25 protein-coding genes, 1 pseudogene and 1 riboswitch are annotated in these 22,232 nt (G+C 55.0%); of the genes and pseudogenes, 16 read left to right on the top strand and 10 right to left on the bottom strand.

Annotation, left to right across the window (positions count from 1 at the left end):
* Nucleotide 1: 1 nt before the first annotated feature.
* The 3 genes from C7445_RS07000 to C7445_RS06990 are packed head-to-tail and all read right to left on the bottom strand — an operon-like array spanning nucleotide 2 to nucleotide 3,963.
* Complete coding sequence (locus C7445_RS07000; protein ID WP_134159367.1) at nucleotides 2–1,174, bottom strand: GerAB/ArcD/ProY family transporter; 1,173 nt, start codon at nucleotides 1,172–1,174, stop codon at nucleotides 2–4.
* Between the two features lie 15 nt (nucleotides 1,175–1,189).
* Nucleotides 1,190–2,323, bottom strand: coding sequence for a Ger(x)C family spore germination protein (locus tag C7445_RS06995; RefSeq protein ID WP_134159366.1), 1,134 nt, complete (start codon nucleotides 2,321–2,323; stop codon nucleotides 1,190–1,192).
* Nucleotides 2,320–3,963 carry a spore germination protein gene (locus C7445_RS06990; RefSeq protein ID WP_134159365.1) on the bottom strand — a complete coding sequence of 548 codons (1,644 nt, stop codon included), beginning with the start codon at nucleotides 3,961–3,963 and terminating at the stop codon, nucleotides 2,320–2,322. Before C7445_RS06990 ends, C7445_RS06995 begins: the two co-directional genes overlap by 4 nt.
* 154 nt (nucleotides 3,964–4,117) lie before the next feature.
* Here C7445_RS06990 and C7445_RS06985 point away from each other — a divergent pair, with 154 nt between their 5' ends.
* The 6 genes from C7445_RS06985 to C7445_RS06960 all read left to right on the top strand — a co-directional run bounded on the left by C7445_RS06985 (nucleotide 4,118) and on the right by C7445_RS06960 (nucleotide 8,922).
* Entirely contained in the window at nucleotides 4,118–4,336 is a 219-nt protein-coding gene (locus tag C7445_RS06985) for a heavy-metal-associated domain-containing protein (protein ID WP_134159364.1), read from the top strand.
* A gap of 132 nt (nucleotides 4,337–4,468) precedes the next feature.
* Nucleotides 4,469–5,362, top strand: coding sequence for an SGNH/GDSL hydrolase family protein (locus tag C7445_RS06980; protein WP_134159363.1), 894 nt, complete (start codon nucleotides 4,469–4,471; stop codon nucleotides 5,360–5,362).
* Nucleotides 5,363–5,443: 81 nt separating this feature from the next.
* Nucleotides 5,444–5,836, top strand: a complete 393-nt coding sequence (gene panD, locus C7445_RS06975; RefSeq protein WP_134159362.1) for an aspartate 1-decarboxylase — start codon at nucleotides 5,444–5,446, stop codon at nucleotides 5,834–5,836.
* A gap of 174 nt (nucleotides 5,837–6,010) precedes the next feature.
* Nucleotides 6,011–7,063, top strand: coding sequence for an inorganic phosphate transporter (locus C7445_RS06970; RefSeq protein WP_134159361.1), 1,053 nt, complete (start codon nucleotides 6,011–6,013; stop codon nucleotides 7,061–7,063).
* Nucleotides 7,064–7,201: 138 nt separating this feature from the next.
* The gene (locus C7445_RS06965; RefSeq protein ID WP_134159360.1) at nucleotides 7,202–8,131 is read left to right on the top strand and encodes an ABC transporter ATP-binding protein; all 930 of its coding nucleotides are present in this window, start codon (nucleotides 7,202–7,204) and stop codon (nucleotides 8,129–8,131) included.
* Nucleotides 8,128–8,922, top strand: coding sequence for an ABC transporter permease (locus C7445_RS06960; RefSeq protein WP_134159359.1), 795 nt, complete (start codon nucleotides 8,128–8,130; stop codon nucleotides 8,920–8,922). The genes C7445_RS06965 and C7445_RS06960 overlap by 4 nt, the downstream gene beginning before the upstream one ends.
* Here the strand turns inward: C7445_RS06960 and C7445_RS06955 are convergent.
* Complete coding sequence (locus C7445_RS06955) at nucleotides 8,897–9,310, bottom strand: hypothetical protein (protein WP_134159358.1); 414 nt, start codon at nucleotides 9,308–9,310, stop codon at nucleotides 8,897–8,899. The two genes, C7445_RS06960 and C7445_RS06955, sit on opposite strands and share 26 nt — an antisense overlap.
* 112 nt (nucleotides 9,311–9,422) lie before the next feature.
* On the bottom strand, nucleotides 9,423–10,076 hold the full coding sequence (locus tag C7445_RS06950; protein ID WP_134159357.1) for a four-helix bundle copper-binding protein: 654 nt from the start codon (nucleotides 10,074–10,076) through the stop codon (nucleotides 9,423–9,425).
* A gap of 197 nt (nucleotides 10,077–10,273) precedes the next feature.
* Here C7445_RS06950 and metA point away from each other — a divergent pair, with 197 nt between their 5' ends.
* The 4 genes from metA to lgt all read left to right on the top strand — a co-directional run bounded on the left by metA (nucleotide 10,274) and on the right by lgt (nucleotide 12,853).
* Complete coding sequence (metA, locus tag C7445_RS06945; protein ID WP_134159356.1) at nucleotides 10,274–11,209, top strand: homoserine O-acetyltransferase MetA; 936 nt, start codon at nucleotides 10,274–10,276, stop codon at nucleotides 11,207–11,209.
* Between the two features lie 47 nt (nucleotides 11,210–11,256).
* On the top strand, nucleotides 11,257–11,511 hold the full coding sequence (locus tag C7445_RS06940; protein WP_134159355.1) for a hypothetical protein: 255 nt from the start codon (nucleotides 11,257–11,259) through the stop codon (nucleotides 11,509–11,511).
* 155 nt (nucleotides 11,512–11,666) lie between these two features.
* Complete coding sequence (locus tag C7445_RS06935; protein ID WP_134159354.1) at nucleotides 11,667–11,966, top strand: aspartyl-phosphate phosphatase Spo0E family protein; 300 nt, start codon at nucleotides 11,667–11,669, stop codon at nucleotides 11,964–11,966.
* Nucleotides 11,967–12,043: 77 nt separating this feature from the next.
* On the top strand, nucleotides 12,044–12,853 hold the full coding sequence (lgt, locus tag C7445_RS06930) for a prolipoprotein diacylglyceryl transferase (RefSeq protein WP_134159353.1): 810 nt from the start codon (nucleotides 12,044–12,046) through the stop codon (nucleotides 12,851–12,853).
* A 78-nt stretch (nucleotides 12,854–12,931) separates the two neighbouring features.
* Here the strand turns inward: lgt and C7445_RS06925 are convergent, their stop codons facing one another.
* Nucleotides 12,932–14,401: a Ppx/GppA phosphatase family protein gene (locus C7445_RS06925; RefSeq protein WP_134159352.1), complete on the bottom strand. Its 1,470-nt coding sequence runs from the start codon at nucleotides 14,399–14,401 to the stop codon at nucleotides 12,932–12,934.
* Nucleotides 14,402–14,595: 194 nt separating this feature from the next.
* On the opposite strand from C7445_RS06925, the gene C7445_RS06920 reads away from it, so the two are divergent.
* Nucleotides 14,596–14,793 carry an alpha/beta-type small acid-soluble spore protein gene (locus C7445_RS06920; protein ID WP_040288328.1) on the top strand — a complete coding sequence of 66 codons (198 nt, stop codon included), beginning with the start codon at nucleotides 14,596–14,598 and terminating at the stop codon, nucleotides 14,791–14,793.
* Between the two features lie 53 nt (nucleotides 14,794–14,846).
* Here the strand turns inward: C7445_RS06920 and C7445_RS06915 are convergent, their stop codons facing one another.
* From C7445_RS06915 to C7445_RS06900, 4 genes are all read right to left on the bottom strand, one after another.
* Complete coding sequence (locus C7445_RS06915; RefSeq protein WP_166669038.1) at nucleotides 14,847–15,527, bottom strand: haloacid dehalogenase type II; 681 nt, start codon at nucleotides 15,525–15,527, stop codon at nucleotides 14,847–14,849.
* A gap of 23 nt (nucleotides 15,528–15,550) precedes the next feature.
* The gene (locus C7445_RS06910) at nucleotides 15,551–16,327 is read right to left on the bottom strand and encodes a 7-carboxy-7-deazaguanine synthase QueE (protein ID WP_134159350.1); all 777 of its coding nucleotides are present in this window, start codon (nucleotides 16,325–16,327) and stop codon (nucleotides 15,551–15,553) included.
* Entirely contained in the window at nucleotides 16,324–16,791 is a 468-nt protein-coding gene (gene queD, locus C7445_RS06905) for a 6-carboxytetrahydropterin synthase QueD (RefSeq protein WP_134159349.1), read from the bottom strand. Before queD ends, C7445_RS06910 begins: the two co-directional genes overlap by 4 nt.
* 131 nt (nucleotides 16,792–16,922) lie before the next feature.
* Nucleotides 16,923–17,276: a winged helix-turn-helix transcriptional regulator gene (locus C7445_RS06900; protein ID WP_134159348.1), complete on the bottom strand. Its 354-nt coding sequence runs from the start codon at nucleotides 17,274–17,276 to the stop codon at nucleotides 16,923–16,925.
* Between the two features lie 161 nt (nucleotides 17,277–17,437).
* On the opposite strand from C7445_RS06900, the pseudogene cobT reads away from it, so the two are divergent.
* The 5 genes and pseudogenes from cobT to C7445_RS06880 all read left to right on the top strand — a co-directional run.
* Nucleotides 17,438–18,523: pseudogene (gene cobT, locus C7445_RS14975) on the top strand (nicotinate-nucleotide--dimethylbenzimidazole phosphoribosyltransferase); the annotation flags it as partial.
* A gap of 90 nt (nucleotides 18,524–18,613) precedes the next feature.
* Complete coding sequence (bluB, locus tag C7445_RS14970; protein ID WP_243835036.1) at nucleotides 18,614–19,282, top strand: 5,6-dimethylbenzimidazole synthase; 669 nt, start codon at nucleotides 18,614–18,616, stop codon at nucleotides 19,280–19,282.
* A complete protein-coding gene (locus tag C7445_RS06890; protein ID WP_134159347.1) occupies nucleotides 19,279–19,881 on the top strand; it encodes a cob(I)yrinic acid a,c-diamide adenosyltransferase in 603 nt (200 codons plus the stop codon). Before bluB ends, C7445_RS06890 begins: the two co-directional genes overlap by 4 nt.
* 32 nt (nucleotides 19,882–19,913) lie before the next feature.
* Nucleotides 19,914–20,108, top strand: a riboswitch (cobalamin riboswitch).
* Nucleotides 20,109–20,235: 127 nt separating this feature from the next.
* On the top strand, nucleotides 20,236–21,219 hold the full coding sequence (locus C7445_RS06885) for an ABC transporter substrate-binding protein (RefSeq protein WP_134159346.1): 984 nt from the start codon (nucleotides 20,236–20,238) through the stop codon (nucleotides 21,217–21,219).
* A complete protein-coding gene (locus C7445_RS06880; protein ID WP_134159345.1) occupies nucleotides 21,216–22,229 on the top strand; it encodes a FecCD family ABC transporter permease in 1,014 nt (337 codons plus the stop codon). The genes C7445_RS06885 and C7445_RS06880 overlap by 4 nt, the downstream gene beginning before the upstream one ends.
* Nucleotides 22,230–22,232 lie beyond the last annotated feature (3 nt).

The raw sequence follows: 22,232 nt of genomic DNA, 5'->3' as shown, positions 1-22,232 counted from the left end.
GTTACGCCTTCCCCCTAGTTCGTCGCTGCGTTCGACGGTATGTCTGATTTGGCTGCTTGATTTGTCTGGGACCTTCTTCTCGATCATCGGTACGAATGTTTCGTACATAGGATGTCACGAGCTTGGCGGTCGGGATGATGACAATCAGCAGCCAAGTCACAGGAGTCAGAATGTTGTAGACCAGACTGCGCGCTTCCACCGTCGACTGTACGATTAGGCTCAGCGTATACACGCACGGTGCGACAAACAAGGTGTACGGTTTAAATTGGTGATCCGACTGGCCAAAGATGCGGGCGATGGTCGTGGAGATGCCCCAGATGTGGTTACTGATAAACAGTGTCGTGAAGGCGACTGACAGAATGATGATCACAATTCCCAGGCGCTCGACCAAAAATCCACGCAGACGAATGAGTTGAATCACCACTTGGACGGGATATGCCAGCCGTTCCACAGGGGACCAGCCAAGGTTCATCACAATGGAAAAGAACACGAGGAGCACGATTATACCGCTCGCAATGGAGCCGTATACCGGGTACCACGCGCTGACCTTGTTTTTATGCGCGTAGTATGGGCTGAGAATGAGAATGAGATCCACGCCGAGATAGAGCGGCAGCAGGTGATAGGTCGCGATGGCAGTGGCTTTGGGGCTTGCTATGGCAAGCGGGAGCATGGGATGCTTGGCTTGAAACAAGATGGCCGTAAACGCAGCAATAATGCCCGCAAACGTCAACGGGTGGACGATGGCGGCGGTGCGGCCGAGCGCTTCGATTCCGCACCAAGCTCCGCGCCAACTGACGAGTGTCATCGCCGCGCCGAGAATGTAACGAGGTGTGTGCGGGAAAAAGTATTTCATCAAACTAATGGCAAAATATAAACTTAGCGAGACAAACAGGATATACACGGGCATATAGACAATGACAATCAACTTGCCCAAGGGCTTTCCGAACAGTAGGACCGCTGGATCCGCCCCTGTCATGTTGGGAAAGCGGTCATTGAATTTGCCATGCATCCAATTGACCCAAACCCCGATCAGCACGACCGCCAAGACGGCCCATTGCGCATCGAGAAACGCGTAGTGTACGGCGACACTCGGATAAAACCAGAACATGACAGGCAGGTAACTCGAAGAAGACAGTGCGATGGTCTGGTACTTAGAAATGGTTGCCTTGGTCAAGTATTTCCCCTCCTGTCATATGAGGTTGCCCTCGCGGGAGATGGTGCAATGAACTTGTACATCGAGGCGGGCATGGCGGAACATGTCGCTCCACTGATCCCGCACGAGCATAGCCGCTTTTGGATGTTTGATCATGTACCAAAAACCAAATCCGACGATATCTGTTTGGTTCTCTTGTAGTCGTTTCAGTACGTTGAGCGCGTTCTCTCTGACGTAAGACTCAATGACGTCTTCGTATCGTTCACTTTCGGCGTTTGTGGTTGGTCGTTGCCCAAGCCCCTCGGACGACGCGAGATCCGCATTGACCTGGATCGAATCGTGTAGGGTCAGCATACCGTGATCGTCTGTCACGTAAAAACTCGAGCGGCTGGACGTATTCTTGATATCAAATGATTTGTCACCGTCCGGGATGTTCAAGGCCAAGGCATGGATATCGTGAGCAAGCAGATTATAGAACACGGTATCATCGGGACTGAGCGCCCATACGGGCCGGTATCCTTGAAACGCCAGCGTACCTCCCACCTTAACGCCGTCGTCCAGGGTTTCGACCAGCGGCATATGCGGTTCGCGGCCTATCAACTCGGCGTCTCGCCAAAACTCCCAAAGGCGCGTTGGTGCCGTGAAGCCGCGTTGCGGAATGGAACGCGTCCACATCGACTCGATATAGGTGGCCGGAGGAGAACTCGTGTTGGCCTCCAAGACCGAGCGTGCCGATGATGGTGACGCAACAACGACGGCTAACTTGTCGAGTGACTCGTCTCTCATCATCTGCTCTGTGACGCGCATGACGGCTTGTTCACTCAACTGCGACTGAAAGACGATGGTTTCCATGTTGCCAAGAAAAAACGACTTATCATAGGTCGTCTGCGCTCTGGCCAGTGCGGACTGCAGCGAAGTCGCCTCGACATAAAAGTTTTTATACGGCTGGGATTCACCGCCCTGTCTGCCACTCGTGCCAAGATTCATGCTTTGCGACGTCGGTTTTTCCAAGTTCGGTATCTGCAGGGTAAACGCGAGAACGTCGTTTCGCCCTGGCACGGCATCGACACCGACACCAATAATTTGCGAGCGTTCATTAATCTTTTGGTAATCGCCGCATCCCGTAACGCAGAGAAGGACGAGGAACATCATAAGCCAAAGCCTCTTCATGGCTGGCGTCGCCACCACCTTCGCCGGCGCTTGGGAGTGGTGGGCGGCGGCGGCCACTTCTCGAGTTGCGGATGGGGCACAGGCACTACCATGTCGGTGTCGCCGGTCGCATCGAACGGATGCAAGTGCTTGGTACGCTTGTCCATGACCGTGATCGGCAGGCGAATCAAGCCGTCGACAAACGCGTCTTTGACGTAATCGCCACCTAAAGGATCCACGTACGGCACACCAAACGATTTTAGGTTGCAAATTTCATACAAAGCCCAGAGCGTAACGAGGACGACGCCGTAAAATCCAAGGAGCGTTGCTGCCAGGATCATGATCCAGCCGCCAAGGCGAATCATGACGGTGAATTCGTAACTCGGACTCACAAAGATGCTGACTGCAGTCAGTGCGACGACAATGATCAGAATGTTGCTGACGATGCCCGCCTCCACAGACGCCTGACCGACGACAAGACCACCGACAATACTGATGGTTTGACCCATTTGTTTAGGCATGCGGAGAGTGGCCTCGCGCAAAATCTCGACGACCGTCTGCATGATGATAACTTCCATGACAGCGGGAAACGGCACACCCTGCCGCGATTGCGCAATTTGTAAAGCCATCGTCTTTGGCAGCAATTCCGGGCTGAAATCGGCAAATGAGATATATAGGGCCGGAAGCCACACGGCGAGGGCAAACGCGATGATGCGCAGCCAACGAATAAATGTTCCTTCCCACCAGGAATGCACATAATCTTCTTCTGTTTGAAAGAAGTCCTGAAAGGTTGTGGGTGCAAGGAGCACAGTGGGATCGCCATCGACAATGATGACAATCTTTCCTTGGTTCAACTCGCGGCAGACGCTATCTACGCGGGTTGTCACGCGCGTCAGGTTGAAAAGGGACCAAGGGTGATCACTGATCCGCTGTTCGATGGCGGCCGAGTTGCTGATGTGGTCGATATGAATCGTTTCCAGGCGTTTCATCACGGTATCGACCAATACAGGGTTGGCGACGTCCCGAATAAACGCCATGGCCACCACGTGATGCGATCGAACGCCAATTGTCCAGCGCTTGATGACCAAGGTATCAGTGCTGAGCAACTGCCGGATCATCCCCAGATTGATGTCGATATTTTCGACAAAGGCAACCTGCGATCCGCGAGATGCGCTTTCCACAGTGGGCTGTTCCGGTGTGCGGTGCTCCACCGCCTTTGCGCTGATGACCACCGCGGGCTTATGTTGGTCAAATAGCAAGACCAGCTTGCCGGCAGCCACGGCTTCGCGCAGCTCGAACATGTTGACCATAAAAATGGCGTCTGAACCCACCAATACGCGTTCAATCAGATATTGGGACAAATTTTTGGGCATGCGTCGGGGAAACCGATGCGAATGAATGGAGCGCAGCGTGTCTTCCACCGCACGCTTGTCGCAAATACTCGAATAGAAGATCAACGCTCCAGAAACGCCTTGCACCTCAATCATGCGGACGATGTAGTCGTCGCTTACGCCGAGTGTCTGAGCAAGGTATTCCAGTGTCTGATCGAGTTTACCTGTATAGTCAGGAAAGTCCCTGAAGTTCGGTATGTGTGGCGCATAGCGGCCGTGAACAGGATTGGTGAATGACCAGCGTTCTGTCAGTTGTTTGAACCATCCCATGTGATACCACCCTTATTCATAGGTGCGTACCTAGCATGTGTATGATCCTGGAAGGATATGCGCGTTTATGGTATTCGTATCGTTGCCTTCAGGCATAACGCAGACAGGCACACGGGGATGCTATCCACACATTCTCGGAAGGAGTGTTGTTACCGTGGCCATTTCAACGATCACGCTGCAATCCGTAACATGTCCGCTTTGCGCCAATCGGGTTTCGGTGGCCTTGCACGCTATTGCGGGTGTACGCAACTTGGATGTCGATTTATCTGACGAAATTGCTGTGATCACGTACGACGACGATACAGTCGACGACGCGGTGATTCGGAGGGTGATCGATGAGGTCAATTGTGACGCGCACGGAACGGTTCATTAAAGCGGTGCGAATAGATGCATTTTTCGAATTCGCTTCAAGGAATTTTTGATATACATAGCGAAGGGAGATTTGATCAAGCAAGCTAGATGAAAGGCCATCCTTGACCTTTTCCACCTGGCAGAGTTCGAAAGGATGACAGCGGTGACGGAGCGTGAGGAGGAGCCAAAGCGGAAGGATGCGGGCAAGCAAAGTAAGGTTTGGCGTCGTATCGGGCGCGGTGCGGGGCTGGTCATGTGCGGCGCCATGCTGATGGTTGGTGGGTGGTGTATGGGAACGCTGCAAAGCCGCTCCGACAACGTCATGGCTGCGACGCCTGCAGGGCAATTGTCCAGCCAACTGACCACTGAAAAAGTGATGGTGGTCGGTGGCTCGATGGCACACGGGTGGAAGGATCCGAACAATGACAGCTATTTGCGGCGGGCGTTTCAGGCGCTCTCCAATTCGACCGACACGCAATATGAATATGACGATCGCACGGTCGTGGGCGGATCGCCGGTAGGATTGGACAAGAGCGGCAAATACGCGACTTGGCTGGCCGAGGATAAACCTCAGATCGTCGTCATTTCCTGGGGACTGCTCAATGATGTGTACGACAAGACGCCGATGGCGTCCTTTAATCAAGCCATTCACAACGAGATTCAGGAAGCACTTGCGGCAAACGCTGTGGTGATATTCGTCACATCGCCGGTGACAAAGGCGACCGCTACGTACAATCACGCTGAAGTGGAGAATTACATCGCTACGGAACAGGCGCAGGCAAGCTCGTTTGACAATCCAAATATCTATTTTATCGATTTAAATCACGATATGTCTGTATACATGGCCGCACACGGCCAGACCTGGCAATCGTACTACGGCGATAGTTGGCATCCAAACGAGGCCGGACACGAGTTGGCCGGGGAACTTCTCTTTGACGACTTCATCGCGACATTCGGCACGGGATCAATTGAGTGGCAAAGCCCGGGTTCTGGGGAATCGACTGGCCAAAGTTACGGCACGAATGCGGTTACAGGGGGCAACGTGTAACACCGAAACATATGACCAAGCACACGAACAATATGCTGAATCGAACACCGCGTCTGCGGACGCGGGGAGGAGGCGATTCGCGTGCTGCGGAAGGTGTGTAAGGGCAAGCTTCACCGTGTTCGGGTGACGCAGGCAGATCTCAACTACATGGGAAGCATCACACTCGATCCAGCTTTGATGCGAGCCGCTCGCATTCGACCTTACGAAGTGGTACAAATCACGAGCGTGGAGAACGGTGTCATTTGGCAAACCTACGCCATTGAAGGCCAGGAGAACAGTGGTGTTGTCTGTCTCAATGGTCCACCAGCTCGCCATTTTCAGCCGGGTGATCACGTCATCGTCCTCTCGCTAGCCTGGATCGACGACAGCGAGTGGGACGACTTTACGGCAAGTGTGGTGTTTGTTGGCGATCACAACGAGGTTACGTCCGTTGTGACGAGCAGGCCTTTTGACGGTTGGATGGATGGGCCTTGACCGGCTGCCGCAGCGCCTGGCGCTGCGGCGGAAGAACATGGGACAAGGTCATTGCAACCGAAACTTCGGTGTGCTACACTGCTCTAAATCCGACTTTTCTATTTGGTTTAATGCGTTTTTATTTGGGACTTGTGATGAATTGGGTGCCGTTAAGGTACGACAAGAGGGATGTATATGATTATTGCAGCATGGCTGGTTGCGCTATTTTTCGCCGCCAACATCGGCGCAAGCGGTACAGCGGCTTCGATGGGGGCAGCATATGGCGCTGGTGCGGTGCGCAAAAAGTGGGTCGCCCTTCTGTTGGTCGCAGTGGCAGCGTTTCTCGGTGCAGTGATTGGCGGGGGAAACGTCGTCAAGACCATCGGCAGTGGCATCGTTCCGTCGCATGTCATCACGGTCGAGATCACCGTGATCATTCTGGGAGCGGCTTGTCTGACCCTATTTGGATCCAATCTGTTTGGTGTGCCGTTGTCAACCAGTGAGGTAACGGTCGGTGCGGTCGTGGGCGCGGGTCTCGCGATGGGGCATGTGCATTACGTACATCTTTTGTTCATCATCGCCGTATGGCTCGTCATGCCGTTTCTTGCAATGTGTATCGCGCTCGGTTTAGGGAGCTTGGTTCGTCACGTCGAGCCCCGCCTGTTGCGAAAAGCAAAAGGTGTGGTTCCAATCTTGATTTCGTTATTGGTTTTGGCAGGGTGTTATGAGGCGTTTTCAGCCGGTATGAACAACGTCGCCAACGCGGTCGGACCGATGGTGGCGTCCGGGATCCTCACGGTGCATGCCGGTTTATACTGGGGCGCTCTCTTTGTTTCTCTTGGCGCCTTGACACTTGGCAGCAAAGTCTTAGATACAAACGCCAAAAAGATTACAAAATTGTCGCTGATGCAAGGAATTGTGGTTTCATTCACGAGTGCGACTTTGGTCCTGATAGCGTCGCTTTTCGGTTTACCTGTGCCGCAGACACAGGCGACGACGATGGCCATTTTCGGGGTGGGGCAATCCCATGTCGGATCGGACATCTGGCGGCAAGGTGTAGTGACGCACATACTCAAGACTTGGATCGTGTCGCCGGTGACGTCATTGCTCGTCAGTCATTTGCTTGTTGATATCTTGGTTCGCAACCAATATACCGCTTTGTTTATCGCCGTCGCATCGGTCGTTGTGGCTTTTCTCTACTGGAGTATGCGTCCGCGATCGCGACGGGTAAAAGTCGAAGAAGAGTAAGGTGGACCTGGCTGGACAGCCTGTTGTCTAATTTGACTATTGACAAGATCCACCTCTATCGGATCACAATAGGCGTTGTGGAGTTTTCCTATGAACGTAAACTGATACCATGGATATATTGGTTTGAGGAGGGGCTGCATGCCAAGCGCAATCGCATTGCGGGGGCTGACGAAGCGAATTGGCCAAAAGGCGATCGTCGACAACCTGACGTTGGATGTCCCTTCGGGCGAGGTATTTGGTTTACTTGGCCCGAACGGTGCGGGTAAGACGACCACGATTCGCATGATGGTCGGCCTCGTCCGCATGAGTGCGGGAACGGTCGAGATTGCGGGCCACGACATTGTGCGTGACTATGGACAGGCCATCCGGCAGGTGGGTGCGATTGTCGAAAATCCCGAGATGTACAAGTACTTGTCTGGATATCAGAATTTGCAACAGTTTGCACGGATGACGCCAGGGATTGAGACAAGGCGGATCGATGAGGTCGTCGAGTTTGTCGGTTTGTCTGAACGCATTCACGATAAAGTTCGCCAATATTCTTTAGGCATGCGCCAGCGGCTCGGCCTCGCACAGGCGCTTTTGCATCGACCGTCGGTGTTGATTTTGGACGAGCCCACCAACGGCTTGGATCCGGCAGGTATCCGCGAATTGCGCGATCATCTGCGGCGCCTGGCGCGCGAGGAAGGTGTGGCTGTCGTTGTATCGAGTCACCTACTTGGCGAGATGGAGTTGATGTGTGATCGCGTCGCTGTCATCCAGCAGGGGAGACTCGTCAGTGTCGAGCGGATCGATAAGATGATCGCCGCAGGAACAGACGGACTGGTGAGCGTCTTTGTCGAAACCAAGTGCCAAGAAGAGGCGAAGGCGGCGCTGCTTGGTCGGGTGGAAGGCATGGCAGAGATCGCTATTGTCGATGGCGGCATTGAGGTAAAACTGCCGCATGAGGCCATTCCACGGGTTCACAAGTTGCTTGTGCAATCGGACATACCGATCTTCGAAGTCCGCGTCGCCACACAGACGCTCGAGGATCGATTCTTAGAGATGACGGGCGGTGCAGGCAAAGCATGATGGGGCTTCTCCGCAATGAACACGTGAAAATCTATCGGCGGGCAAGGACTTGGATATTTTATGCCGCGATGGTTGCCATTTCGCTATTGGGGGTCGCTTTGAAACATCACACGGCTGTTCAATTCCATGCCAAGGAGACAGTTTGGATGTTTTTGGACAGCATGTCGCGAGCGGTCTATCTCGTCATCGTCTTTGCATCGATCGTGGCTGGCGATATCGTCGGAGGTGAATTTGCTGCCGGCACCGTCAAACTGCTGCTGATTCGGCCACACCGTCGGTGGAAGATACTCCTGAGTAAATATTTGTCCGTTCTTTCATTCAGCTTTACGCTTCTCCTGTTCACAGCTTTCATGTCGTGGCTTGTCGGCGGCTTTGTGTTTGGTTTTTCGGGTGCCAGTGCGCCGTTTTCGCTTCCGCATGGCGCACATGTGGTGTCCATCTCGACTTGGGCGGAAAGTGTGCGCACCTATGCGTATCTGGCCATCCCGCTGTTGCTGACAGCGACGTTAGCCTTTATGATTTCCACGCTATTTCGCAGCTCGGTGGTGGCGATTGCACTCTCTGTGTTTTTGGTGCTCTTTGGCCCCGTCATCACCGAGGTCTTGCGCAGCTACGCATGGGACAAATTTGTCCTGTTCGCAAACTGGAACCTTGCACCATACTTTGAGTCCGACGTGCCGCCATTGCCGAACATGACCTTATCGTTTTCCATTGCGGTTCTCACCGTGTACTATGCCGTTTTTCTCGCAGTATCCTGGTTGTCCTTCACGAAGCGAGACGTTTCCGCCTGACGACGTGCAACCACGTGAATACGCTTGAACCGAGCACAGGCGTAATCAGCAAAACGGTGATGTGACGCGGAAGGGATCCAATCAGGAAAATCCCCATCGACACTCCCATGAACACGTTCATCGCAAGCTCGGAAAACGCCTCGAGGTGGGCGGATCGCATCGTCAACAGGCCGGCGCTGACGCCTGCCACGCAGGCTGCGATCCCGCCCACGGTCTTATTGTGCATCAACAGTTCGACAATCAGTTGTGTGGCGAACGTCAACCGCATCAAAACGCTGTTTGCGACGTCGTGCGACACGCCGGCGTCCACGTTGGCGCTTACGCCAATCCGTTTCCAGATGAGCCACGATTCAATCAGCGCGATCGGCACCACCATGGCGATGAGCACCGGCGAGCACCCCCTCTGTACAACCTATGCGGACGTGCTTCTGTGCATGTCGAAGAAGGGGTGCGGGCCTCTTGTCAATGGCCGAACCGCGTCGCGCAAACCCATCATCCGTTTACATCCACGTGTAGCCGGATATAAACTTTTCGCAGGCGTCGGCACAGCGCAGGCAGCATTGTTTCGCAGACACCGAGATGGGGTCCGCATAGCTCGCGCATTCATCTGCGCAGATGCGACATACCTTCGCGCAGTAGAGCAATGCAGATTTCATCAGTGGACTCTTGCGGGCGATCACGCGTGTGGTCATCAGCGACACGTCGATCATGTCTTGCAATAAGGCCAATTGCCGCCGCCGTAGGGGTGCGTCCGGTTGGCACATGAGCATGTGCAAGGTGCGCTCACAATGTAACATACAGTCCTTCACATACTCGCAGATGTTCAAGCACTGATGATGCGGATGCGGCTTGAACCAAATTTCCTCGATTTCGACCTTTTCTTCCACAACTTTATATTGTCCACCCGGTACTTCCAAGCCCATCGGGATCGAGGCGGCGGGAGGGACCTGCGATGCGTGAAAGACGACATCCATAGGTGAACTGTCGGGATCTTCGTACGAAAACGGTGGCACCGGAGCAATGGGCGTCGTTGAATCGGAAGTGGATGAAGAGGATGGTTCCAAATTCGCATAACTCTCATGTTTTGCAGCATGCGACGGAGATTCGCTGCGTCCCTGCTCTGCGTCAAACATCCACGGAAATTCATTCGCCACGCGTACACATCCTCCTAATTGCAAAGTCATCACCATAGAATGCATTGACCTATGATCCTGTGCGAATGTCCCGATCGTTTTGGGCGCACGGTGAGCCAGGGCGATTTGTGCTAAACTGATTTCATTGCGGAATTTGTCCGATTCTGCTGTCACTCTGCGAGTCGGCAAGGCAAGCCCAGATGAGAGGTGGCGTCGACGTGCCCATTAAGATACCTGATCATTTACCTGCGAAAGAAGTTTTGCAGTCTGAACATATTTTTGTGATGGGCGAAGAACGAGCGTATACGCAGGACATTCGCCCGTTAAAAATTGTGATCTTGAACCTCATGCCGCGCAAAGAGGTGACCGAGACGCAGCTTTTGCGTTTGCTCGGCAACTCTCCGCTGCAAGTGGAAGTCACGTTGTTGCGCATGCGGTCCCATGTTGCAAAAAATACGCCCGCAGAACATCTGGAGGCGTTTTATCAGACGTTTGATGAAGTGGAACAGCAGGCGTATGACGGAATGATCATCACGGGAGCGCCCGTCGAGCACCTGCCGTTCGAAGAAGTGACCTATTGGCCGGAGCTCTGCGATATTCTCGATTGGACCAAGGGTGCGGTGACCTCAACCCTTCATATTTGCTGGGCTGCACAGGCAGGGCTGTACAGGCATTATGGACTTCCCAAACACGCGCTGGAGCGCAAGACATTCGGCGTTTTCGAGCACGTGGTCAACGTTCGATGTAACTTGACGCGAGGGTTTGATGACGTATTCCTTGCGCCGCATTCGCGCCATACGGAAGTCCGATCAGACGACATTCGCCGTGTCAAAGGGCTCGATATTCTCGCCGAGTCGGCCCGCGCTGGGGCATTTCTGATCGCCACGCCCGATGCCCGCCAAATTTTCGTCACGGGACATCCGGAGTATGACGCTTTGACGCTTGCGGAGGAGTATCAGCGCGACGTTGAGCGAGGATTGGAAATCGATGTGCCATACAATTATTATCCTGGGGACGATCCGCAGCGTGAGCCGCTGAACCGATGGCGTGGTCACGCCAATCTCCTGTTTGCGAATTGGCTGAATTACTGCGTATACCAGGAGACGCCGTACGACTTGAGCGGCCGCATTCGAAAGCGAGTAGCGAAGCCGTAAACCTCCATTCGCGCGATCATCTCATTTGGAAGGAGTGGTGTGTCGTCATGGTCTGGTTGATTCGCGTGGTGACGGCATTGCTATGCTCCGCAGCCACATGGGGGATCGCGCGCGTAGTGGGCGATTCTGTGAAAATCGCTTGTGTGCTGGGGTGTTTTGTCCTCGCCTTTGGGCTGTTGTCGACAGTCCGTAAATATCTGCTTCAACATCGTTTTTTGCGACGCGATTTGCTGTCACAATATATCGATCCGATGGTTGCCAGCGCGATTGTCGCCGCCATTGTCCGGCTCGTTCGCGGCTGACCGGGCGATTTGTGTGCAATCTTACGAAATCCCTTTCGAATCGACCTTGTTCGACAATCTTGTCATGGTTTTGTTCCAACTATTTTTCCCCTCACACGACAAAACGTCGTATAATGTTGAACGTTGGTTTGTGTCACTTGGGTGGGGGGAATTCGATGGCCTGCGCGGGCAACACCACAGATTTGGTTGAATATCTGCGCAAGAAGATGATTGAGACCGCGGAGGAAACGGGTAATCTGTTAGACGAGCGGGTCATTCGCATCAGTCAGTTGCTGGACCTTCATTTGGTGGCGGCCATGCGCAATTCGCAGCAGCCTGGAGGCGCCGCGAGTGACGATGGATTTGTTCCTCGCGTCTCTGGGGAACACACGTATATCGAAAAACGTACACATCCCCTCAAATACCGCAAAAGGTTTCACGTCGTCCAGTTTACGAGTCGCACGACCATGAGTTGACGCGGCGGTGCGAATCCATGTACGCTGGCTACGGAAATTGGTACGAGTGACTAACTCGAACAAAGGATGTGGCAAGTGTGCATTCGTATTGGTTTCACATTGGCGCTTTTCCAGTTCGTTCTTACAGCACGATTTTTGCACTGGCGTTTTTACTCGGCCTCGGCATCACGCTGTACTTAGCCAAGGTTCGGGGAAACCCAGGGGATTCCGAGCACTGGTGGGCGCTTGCACCGCTGTGTCTCGTCGGCGGTGTCGTGGGGGCGCGGTTTTGGCAAGTCTTTTTCTTTGACTTTGGCTATTATGCGTCCCATCCGGGTCAGATTCTTCAGGTGTGGCACGGCGGCCTGTCCATTCAAGGCGGCATCGCCGGTGCACTGGCGGCGTCCATCATCTACTTGTGGCGAAAGAAGCAAAGCTTCTTGCATTTTGCCGATATTGCGACGCCAGGGATCTTGTTAGGCCAAAGCATTGGCCGTGATGCAGACTTCATGAACGGAAGCGCATTTGGTGCGCCGACCCACCAGGGTTTTGGCGTACTCTTTCCGCCTGGTACGTTGGCCTATGAAGAATATGGTCACCAACCCCTCTGGCCGGCGGTTCTTTGGGAGGGGCAGGTTGATATTGTGCTTTTGGCCCTTCTCTTTGTCGTTTTGCAGCGCAAAAAGGGTTGGCCGCTCGGATTTCCGTTCGTGTATTACTTGGTCGTGTATAACATATGCCGATTTTTCCTCGAGATGCTTCGAGGCGACTCACCGCGAGGCGTCTTTGGCTGGGACGCGGCACAGTGGACTGCGTTGGCGACCGTTCTTGTCGGTTTGGTGCTTGGCATATGGATCTTCCTGAAGGAAAAGCGCAAAACCCCGTTGGGTGTGCAAGGTGAATCATAAGCGGTATGTGGGAGTTTATCATGGCCCAGGCTTGCGGAGAGTTTTCGTCCGACCTGGGCCGTTTTGTTCGTTTATGATTTAGGGAGTGGTTTCCGAAAAGTGAAGCGTAATCCCAAGCAGCCGCTGCGCATCTTCGACGACTTTGCCGTCTGCAGTATCTGGCACAATGGCTTGAAGGTCAGCACCGCCCGCGATCGTCAGTTCGCGCCGCTGCGTGATCCACCCGATATCGGTGAGCGGGACGCCGAGTTCCAACGTGAGCCAGCGCGCAAGTCGCAACAATACGGAGAGTTTCGAGCAGCGCGGATCGCCAGTTTTTCCACTCACCACATGTCCAACTCGCGCCCATTGTTCGTTTGACAAGCCGTACAAGTATGTCGATTGTACTAGGTAAGCGGCGTGATTCGCCGCGTTTTCCGGATGGACATAGGTACCAGCACCTTCTATCTGTGCGGCCGTCCACAAGATGATCCGGTCTTCTTGACCCAGGTCCGAATCAGACTGCATTGCATCGAACAGACGAAGCGCCGCGGTCGTGACAATGGCGGCGACGTTCCGATCCACTTCAAACTGCCGCTGGAAGTTGCTCACGCTGTATGCCAGCACAGAGCTGACGACTGGCGTTCCCGTTTGACCCAGCAATGCGTCGAAAAGAAGCCCTTCGCGAATGCCGTTGCGACTGATATAGACAATGGCGGGATGCACCTGATCGATGATGGCTTGCAGCACGGCCATACCAGATGTGATGATCTCCGCTCGATGTTTGGCAATGCCTTTGATTTTTCGACGTTTGCTCACGCTCATGCCCTGCAACTCGCGGAGTTTCGATGCGGTGTAGGCGGCAGGGAATGAATAGCCGTGCAGGCGTGTCCATTCAGTTCCTGCATCCCCCATATGAAGCTTGGCAATGGCGCGAGCGGTTCCACCGAGGCCGATAAGTGGCAAGGAATACGCCTGTGCTAACCACGGAACGTCAGATAAGGCCTGTGCTACGGTTGCATAAGCTCGCTCGACAGCTTTCTCCTCGCCAAGCGTACCATACATTTCCCGCAGATTGAGTGCGCCAAAGGGGATACTGATGGCGTTCAAGAGTTGGCGGTTCAAGACTAGGCACAGTTCGCTGCTTGCACCGCCAATGTCGAATACCAAGGCATGGTTCAATGCGACCGTGTTGATCACGCCGAGGTATCCGTAACGGGCCTCCTCGTCCCCTGTCAAGACGCGAAATGTAACACCAGTTTCGCGTTCCAGCAGCGAGAGTACATCCTCGCGGTTGTTCGCTTGACGAACCGCAGCCGTGGCAACGGCAATCCAACGATTGACACCGTACAATTGGCCAATATGGACAAATCGTTTCAGACAATACATAGCTCGTAACAGGCTTGCGTTGGTCAAACCACCATGTTCCGCAAGTCCTTCGGCAAGTCGTACATTTTGTTTGACTTCGTAAACAGGTCGATATGTCGAGTCTTGAAATGTGTCAAATAGCGACATTCGGCACGAGTTGGAACCGAGATCGAGAATACCGAGCCGCTCGTTTCGCTCCATAAATTCATCCTCTTCCGTATGTCATTCGGTCAAGCACCATCATACGTGTATTGTCACCGTAAGTCGATCCAAAGGACGAGCTATGGTGATTGGATATAATCGGATAACGTGGAATGATGAGTGCAGCATAGTTCTCCGCCATGCGGTCACAATACAACTGTCATCATCACCACACCACAAGGAGGTAAATGACGATGGCTAACAACAATAACAACAGCAAGTTGATTCCGCAGGCAGAGAAGGCTTTGGAGCAAATGAAGTACGAGATTGCTTCTGAGTTCGGCGTCAACTTGGGTGCCGAAACGACATCGCGCCAGAATGGCTCTGTCGGCGGCGAGATTACTAAGCGCCTCGTTGCATTTGCTGAGCAAAACCTTGCTGGTCGTGTATAATCCAATCGAGCGGCAAAAAGGGGCGAACCATTTGGTTCGGCCCCTTTTTGCCGTCATCGGATACATTCGCTCAAGATGGCAGGCAATTCGCTGAGCGTTGCGATCATATAATCTGGCCTTTGGCCGGGGGATAGGTACGGCGATTTGGTTCGATTGCACCAACATGTGCGGAATCCGTACGCTTTCGCGCCTGCGACGTCCCAACTGTTGCTGGAGACAAACAGAATGTCTCGTTTCTCGATGCCAAATGCTGACTGTGCAAGCGCGTACGCTTTGCGCGAGGGTTTGTAGGTGCGAACGGGATCGACGCTCAGAATGAAGTCGAATGAAAATAATACATCATTCGCAACGGCTGAGGCCTGCAGGGCTCGCAGCGTGCCGTTTGACAAAATTGCCAACCTGTACGTCGTCAATTCTTCCAGCATCGGCTTCACGTCAGGATAAACCGGAAGTGTTTGCATGGATTTGAGCAAGTCTGCAGCTATTACATCTACATGTGGGTGTACGAGGTTGTGCTCGGCAACCGCCGCATCGAGGGCCTGCTTCGCCAGTTGATCGAAATCGCGGTATTGCTCGACCAATGCCGCTTGCCACGCGAATTCGAGGTGAAGCTGTCGCCAACGCCGACAAAACGCACGGGCGGCGAGTTGACTGTCGAACAATGGGCGCGCGATGTCGGCCAAGCCATTCAGATCAAACAGAGTTCCATAGGCATCAAATACGACAACCGCCACAACATATCCCCCCGACCGACGAGTTAAACACCGCGCTGATTCGGATCCCAAATGACTTTGTGTATCTGCAGATTCAGCTTGACCTGCGCGAGCCGGTTCTTGAGCATTCGTTCCACCAGCTCGTGAGGCGGCATGGACTCCCAGACAGGACTGAACAAGACCTGCGCCTTCGTCGGATACGATTTCAATATGGCGATCGCCGTGTCAAAGTCGTGATCGTCCGCGATCACAAATTTCAGTTCATCCTGTTCCGACAGAACCGCAAGGTGTTCGTGTACCATTTGCGCTTGCTCGCCGCTGGACGGGAGCTTGTAGTCGACGATAAACCGCAGCTTCGCAGTCAATTCGCGAGATTGATGGCGCAGTGCCGCAAACGGCCGTACGTCGATCGCGCCGTTGGTCTCGACGTGCACATCTTGGACCTGGGGCAGTCGCGCAATCGCGTCAACGAGCAATTGCGATTTGTGGCGGTGAATGAGTGGTTCACCGCCAGTCAGGCAGACGTGATGCCAGCCCAACTCATTCACTCGACTGGCGATCTCGCCAATCGTCGCCTCGAATTCCGGTTGGGCAGGGGCGTAGCTGTACGGTGTGTCGCACCAGGTACAACGCAGGTTGCAGTGAAACACGCGCACAAATACGGTGGGATAGCCGGCGCGCGTGCCTTCCCCCTCCACCGTTTCGAAAATCTCGACCATCGGCAAGCGCAGGGATCGCCAATCTCCCTTGCGGGCTTGCTCATATTGCGCCAACCAATCGACGGTTCGCCGAGAGCTTGTAGCTGCGGGGCGTCCGGTCATACCATCCACTCCCGTTTGACCGTCGCTTTACTCGTCGGCGTCTCATACAGATCGACCTGCTCCAGGCGAAGCGCGTGATTGGTATCATATTGAGCCAAGGCTGCCTCAAGTTGTTCCCAGATCCACACCACCATGTTTTCAGCAGTCGTGTTCATCTTTGGCAACACGTCGTTCAGATATTGATGATCGAGTTTTCGTTCGATGACATCGCGGTACATCTGTTTCAACTCGCCGAAGTCGATCACGATGCCAATATCATTCACAAAGCCACTTACGGTGACAACCAGGCGATACGTGTGGCCATGCAAATTGGTACACTTGCCGTCGTACGCATGTAGGTGGTGTGCCGCATCGAATGTGAATTCTTTCGTGACGGCGACACGCTTTCGATGATAGGGGAGTTCGGATTTCTCTATATCGACGCCGAGAACCTGCAATCGGCCCGGTATCGCGTATTCGGCCATCGTCTCTCACTCCTTGCTACCGAGTGTGAACATCCCGCTGTGAACCCAGGGGCGAACCTTTCCTATACACATAAATGAGGCTGCCTCCAAGGCAACCCGTTGGATGACAGCCTTCCATCGCTGTATTGATCTCAGCGACTCAATTTCGATGCGAGTTCTTGACATTCCTCAGGGGTCACCCATTCGTCGCCCCACTGTTGGACAGCATCCATCACCGGACGGAGCGCCTTGCCCTTTGGCGTCAATTCGTACTCAATGCGAACGGGTGTTTCCGGGTACACGTGCCGAATCAGAATGCCGGCTTTCTCAAGCTCCTTGAACCTTTCTGCCAGCATTCGGTCGCTCATGTTTGGAATCATTTCCGAAATATCTTTAAATCGTTTCGGACCCTGTAAAAGAACCCGTATGATGAGCCCCGTCCAGCGCTTGCCCAAGAGGGCGAAAGCCGACTCGAAGCGCGGGCATATCTGCTCATGGTTGCCCATGACGATCATCTCCTAGCGTTATTGTACCACATTCCCTTCAACGTCTCCTACTGAAGGTGAGTAACTTTTCTTTGCTGCCGCCAGAATATTCGACCGTTTGTGGCGAAACCCTCCATCCATTGCAGATTGCGGCCAGTTCTGTTACATCTGAGACAAGTGAAATGCGCACGACGAAGGAGATGACAGCGGTGGACGGCTCATTGCCAATTCCTGATCCACGCCCGGTCGACCAAAGGGCGTACGCCAGAGCGCAGGATCGGCTGAATCAATTGACCAAGCCGGTCGGAAGCCTCGGTCTGCTCGAGCCCATTTTATGCGATCTCGCTGCCATCCAGGGCCGAGCGATTCCATCCGTGCACAGGCCGCGATTTGTCATATTCGCGGCCGATCACGGTGTCGCATCGAACCGCTCCATCTCGCGCTACGGCCAGCATGTGACCGAAGAGATGGTGGTCAACATCGCGATGGGTACCAGCGTATCTTCGGTTATGGCGCGCAACATGGGGGTTGCACTCGACGTCTACGACGTCGGGGTCTTGCGCAAGCCGCGTCACCCGCGCGTGCGTGTTGAGAAGGTGGGACTGGGTACGGCAGACTTTACGTCGGGTCCGGCCATGACCAAGGAGCAGTGCGGGCAAGCGCTGGCGGTGGGTATGCAGGCTGTTGCACGGGCCATCGAAGAAGACGGGATGGATTTGCTCATTCTCGGCGAGATGGGGATTGGCAACACGACGGCGGCCAGCGCGCTTGCCGCATGGTTGCTCCATCTCGACGCGCGCGACGTGGTCGGTCCAGGTACGGGTATCGCCGATGAGGCGGTCGCGAGCAAGCGCGACGCGGTGGAGCGAGCGTGTGCGCTTTGGCGCCGCGCCGAGATGGCTTACGCACCGGGCAGTGACGCCTACTGGTTGGCCGGCATGGCCCAACTAGGCGGCTTTGAGCTGGCTGCGATGGCGGGGGCTATGCTGCAAGCCAGCGCATCGGGAGTGGCCATTTTGCTCGACGGTTTGCTGGCAGGCGTATGTGCGCTCTGGGCAGCGCGGTTGCGGCCGGGGACGACTGCGTATCTCATCGCCGGGCATCGTTCTCCTGAGCCAGCGCACGGCCGAATTTTGTCCGCGCTTGGTAAGACGCCTGTGCTCGACATGGGGTTGCGCGTCGGCGAAGGAACGGGAGCCATGATGGCTTGGCCGCTTATCAAAGCGGGATGTGAAATCATGGCGGAAACGGCCACGTTTGCCGACGCTCGTGTCTCGAATCCGTTTGCCGACACGCTGCCTGACGGCGAACCTGCTATCGTTCCTGACGATGCCGACGCCACGCGCGTGACGCCGCCGATCGCTCTAGACTTTGACGATGCGGAACGCAGGGCGGTGTACAAGGCGATCGCGACAAGGCGCGACGTGCGCGTGTTTTTGCCCGATCCTGTGCCTGCGGCGGTGGTGCGGCGCATTTTGGAAGCCGGCCACCAAGGGCCGTCTGTCGGCTATATGCAGCCCTGGAACTTCATCGCGATTCGCGATCGGCAGGTGCTCGAACGGATCGCCGAAGCCGTTGAACGGGAACGTGTGCGAGCGGGTGAGAAGTTTCCGGATGAGCGAAGAGATTACTATCTGCGGCTCAAAGTAGAAGGGCTGCGCGAGGCGCCGTGGACCATTTGTGTTACGAACGATTCGACGCGCGGTGGTCCGGTGGTTCTCGGGCGCAATACGATTCCGGAAACCGATTTGATGTCGACAGCCTGCGCAATCGAGAACATGTGGCTGGCCGCGCGTGCCGAAGGCATTGGCATGGGATGGGTATCGATGTATGAAAAGGACGACGTGCGCGCGATTTTGGGCATTCCCGCACATGTGGATCCCGTCGCCCTGCTATCGCTCGGCTATACACCGCACTTTGCGGACGAGCCAATCCTGCAGAGGGTCGGCTGGAGAGAGCGCATCGACATCGGCCAAATTATCTTTCTCGACGGTTGGGCACGGACATGGAAGGAGGAACTGAAATGAGATTGTACACTCGCGGCGGCGATCTTGGTACGACGGCGCTCATCGGCGGTGAACGCAGGCGCAAAAGCGATGTGCGCGTCGAAGCGTACGGCACGGTGGATGAGGCTGGTGCCTTTCTAGGCTTGGCGTCGAGCCAACTGGACGAGGTGCAGTTTGCGGATATCCGCGAACTTTTGCTGACGATTCAGCAGCGCTTGTGGGATGTCGGTGCCGACTTGGCGGCACCTGAATCGGCGAAATCATATGTGCCGCGCACGCCAGAGAATGCTGCAGCACAATTGGAACCCTACATCGACACCTATCAAGCGGAGGCCGAGAAGTTGGACAAATTTGTGCTCCGTCAGGGTTCGCAACCCGCGGCTACGCTGCACGTCGCCTGTACGGTGGTGCGCCGGGCTGAGCGCCAGGCGGTGCGTTTGGCGGAGATGGAACAGGTGCCGGGCGCGGTCATGCGCTATTTGAATCGACTGTCCGATTTGCTGTTTGTCCTTGCCCGCGCTGTCAATGCTCGTATGCAAGTACAGGATGTCGACTATGCGAACAGTCCGCCCGTGTTTCGCGATCCGCGTGCGCGTCGTGACCGTCCACAAGAGGATTGACAGGAGGACCGTCGCTGTCTAGGATGAAAGGCGAACTGAATCAGCCGCTAGGTGCTTCGCGCGTCGCGAAGAGAATAGGGAAATCGGTGCAAATCCGATGCGGTCCCGCCACTGTGAACAGGATAGAAGCCTCGCATGAGGCACATGCTGCAATCCACTGCCGTTCGGTGGGAAGGATGTAGCATGAACCTGTGAGCCAGGAGACCTGCCCAGCGGTTTACGAGCCAACCTTCGAGGAAAGGTTTGTTTTGACATGCACGCTTTCAACGACAAGTGTGCACGACGGACAATCGCAGTGTTTTGCTGCAAACTTTCTCGTAAGGGACGCTCCAGATGAATGGGGGTCCATTTTTTATGAAACAAAGGACAAATATCGCCGTTTGGTCGGCAGCATTGGCTGTCGTGGCGGCACTCACTGGCTGTGGTGCGGCAACAGGTGGATCGGGTGCCACTCAAAATGCGCCGTCCCACACGGAGGCTGCATCTAGCACGGCCGCCTTTCCGATCACGCTGACCGACGACACCGGCACCAAGGTCACCATCCAAAAAGAGCCGATGCACATCGTATCCGGCACCGAGGGCACAGATGAGATTTTGGTATCGCTTGTGCCGAAATCTCGCATCTCGCTCGTGACCAATCTCTCGAGTGATGCCACATATTCGGACGTCACCTCGCTCGTCAAGGGCATTCACCAGTGGAGCGGGGAGGATGCCGAGCAAGCGCTCGCCGTGAACCCGGACTTGGTTCTCATGGCCTCGTACGCTCCCCAAAAAGTTGTGAGCCAAATCCGCAGTGCCGGCGTTCCGGTCTACGAGTTCAATGATTTCACCTCCGTGGCCATGATTGAACACAATATCGCTGTCATCGGCAAGTTGGTGGGTGAGCCACAAAAGGCGAAGGCCATCGTGAACAATATGAATCACAACATCGCCAACATCGAACACGCCGTGGCAGCGTACGGCCGTCCAACGGTGCTCGATTATAGTTCGTATGGCTATGCCGCCGGTCAGGGTACGACGGTCAACGACATCATTCGCATGGCGGGCGGGACGAATGCCGCTGCGGGTTTAAACGGTTGGGCCAAAATCACCGATGAGGAAATCGTCAAACTCAATCCGAGCGTGATCATCGATTCAAGCGACGATGCGGCTTTCCTCAAAAAACTGGCGTCCGATCCGGCTTTGCAGTCGGTTGCGGCTGTGCGTGAACACCATCTCTATGCCATCGACAGCGCCGATTTGTCATCGGTTTCGCAATATGTCGTCAAAGGCGTCTATGACGTGGCTAAGGTGATCCATCCGAACGCTCACGTTCCGGCTGTTCAGGTGCTTTCATGAAGCGTCGGCGGCGGCTTGCGTTCGCGCTGTTAGGAGTCGCCCTGTGTGTCGCCGTCGCGCTCGAAATTGGGATTGGCCCCGTCTATATTCCGTTTTGGCACATCCCCAGTGACACGATCGCGTACGCGAGCGGCCATCGGTCGCTCGACGCGATCGTCGTCGGCGCCATTCGTTGGCCGCGGTTGCTGGTTGCGCTCCTCGTGGGAGCTGCCTTGGCCGTGGCGGGTTGCGTCCTGCAGGCCATTTTCAAGAACCCGATGTCTGATCCGGGCGTGATCGGCGTATCGAGCGGCGGCGCGCTTGGCGCGGTGCTTACGATTGCCTTGGGCTGGTCGAGCAAGTGGCTGTGGGTGACGCCTGTCGGTTCGTTCGTCTGCGGATTGCTGGTCGTCGTCCTCATTTATCGCCTTTCCACCTTCGGACGTCGGACGAATCTGTATGCGTTGCTTCTCGCTGGCGTGGCCGTTGGTTCGTTGTGCAGCGCCATCATTACAGCCATCCTCGACATGTCGCCTCTTCAAACCATGGAGCAGATGATGTTCTGGCTATTTGGTGGACTGGACGGTAGCAATTGGCGTGAAACGTGCATGCTCGCCATCGTCGACGGCGTTGTGCTGCCCGTATTTCTTTCTCTGGCGTGGGCCCTCGACATTATGGTGACTGGCGAAGAACATGCCGAAGGCGTGGGTGTTGCCGTGCAGCGGGTGAAGCAGATAGCGCTTGGCCTGTGCGCGCTTATCGTCGGCGTGTCGGTCAGTACGACAGGCGTCATTTCCTTTGTTGGCCTCATCGTTCCTCACGTTCTCCGCTATCTCGTCGGTCCGCGCCACCGCCACTTGATTCCGGCTTGTGCGCTTTGCGGTGCCACTTTACTCGCGCTTTCCGATCTCGTTGCGCGCACGGTGGTCGCCCCGGTTGAGTTGAACGTGGGCATTGTCACATCGTGTCTCGGTGCACCGTTCTTTCTCTTTCTACTATTTCAGCATGGGCGCAATTGGCAAAGGAGATGAGCG

The sequence above is a fragment of the Alicyclobacillus sacchari genome, assembly GCF_004366795.1.
GTDB lineage: Bacteria > Bacillota > Bacilli > Alicyclobacillales > Alicyclobacillaceae > Alicyclobacillus > Alicyclobacillus sacchari.
Note: the sequence above shows the minus strand (reverse complement) of the source record. Positions and strands in the feature narration are given on the sequence as shown.

Coding starts and splice junctions, on each gene's coding strand:
- queD (WP_134159349.1), bottom strand. CDS start 16,791: ATGGCCGAATACGCGATACCGGGCCGATTGCAGGTTCTCGGCGTCGAT.
- C7445_RS06890 (WP_134159347.1), top strand. CDS start 19,279: ATGAGATTGTACACTCGCGGCGGCGATCTTGGTACGACGGCGCTCATC.
- C7445_RS06935 (WP_134159354.1), top strand. CDS start 11,667: ATGGCCTGCGCGGGCAACACCACAGATTTGGTTGAATATCTGCGCAAG.
- C7445_RS06880 (WP_134159345.1), top strand. CDS start 21,216: ATGAAGCGTCGGCGGCGGCTTGCGTTCGCGCTGTTAGGAGTCGCCCTG.
- C7445_RS06970 (WP_134159361.1), top strand. CDS start 6,011: ATGATTATTGCAGCATGGCTGGTTGCGCTATTTTTCGCCGCCAACATC.
- C7445_RS06965 (WP_134159360.1), top strand. CDS start 7,202: ATGCCAAGCGCAATCGCATTGCGGGGGCTGACGAAGCGAATTGGCCAA.
- C7445_RS06900 (WP_134159348.1), bottom strand. CDS start 17,276: ATGGGCAACCATGAGCAGATATGCCCGCGCTTCGAGTCGGCTTTCGCC.
- C7445_RS06885 (WP_134159346.1), top strand. CDS start 20,236: ATGAAACAAAGGACAAATATCGCCGTTTGGTCGGCAGCATTGGCTGTC.
- C7445_RS06940 (WP_134159355.1), top strand. CDS start 11,257: ATGGTCTGGTTGATTCGCGTGGTGACGGCATTGCTATGCTCCGCAGCC.
- C7445_RS06920 (WP_040288328.1), top strand. CDS start 14,596: ATGGCTAACAACAATAACAACAGCAAGTTGATTCCGCAGGCAGAGAAG.
- C7445_RS06995 (WP_134159366.1), bottom strand. CDS start 2,323: ATGAAGAGGCTTTGGCTTATGATGTTCCTCGTCCTTCTCTGCGTTACG.
- C7445_RS06925 (WP_134159352.1), bottom strand. CDS start 14,401: ATGGAGCGAAACGAGCGGCTCGGTATTCTCGATCTCGGTTCCAACTCG.
- C7445_RS06990 (WP_134159365.1), bottom strand. CDS start 3,963: ATGGGATGGTTCAAACAACTGACAGAACGCTGGTCATTCACCAATCCT.
- C7445_RS06910 (WP_134159350.1), bottom strand. CDS start 16,327: ATGACCGGACGCCCCGCAGCTACAAGCTCTCGGCGAACCGTCGATTGG.
- C7445_RS06980 (WP_134159363.1), top strand. CDS start 4,469: ATGACAGCGGTGACGGAGCGTGAGGAGGAGCCAAAGCGGAAGGATGCG.
- C7445_RS06960 (WP_134159359.1), top strand. CDS start 8,128: ATGATGGGGCTTCTCCGCAATGAACACGTGAAAATCTATCGGCGGGCA.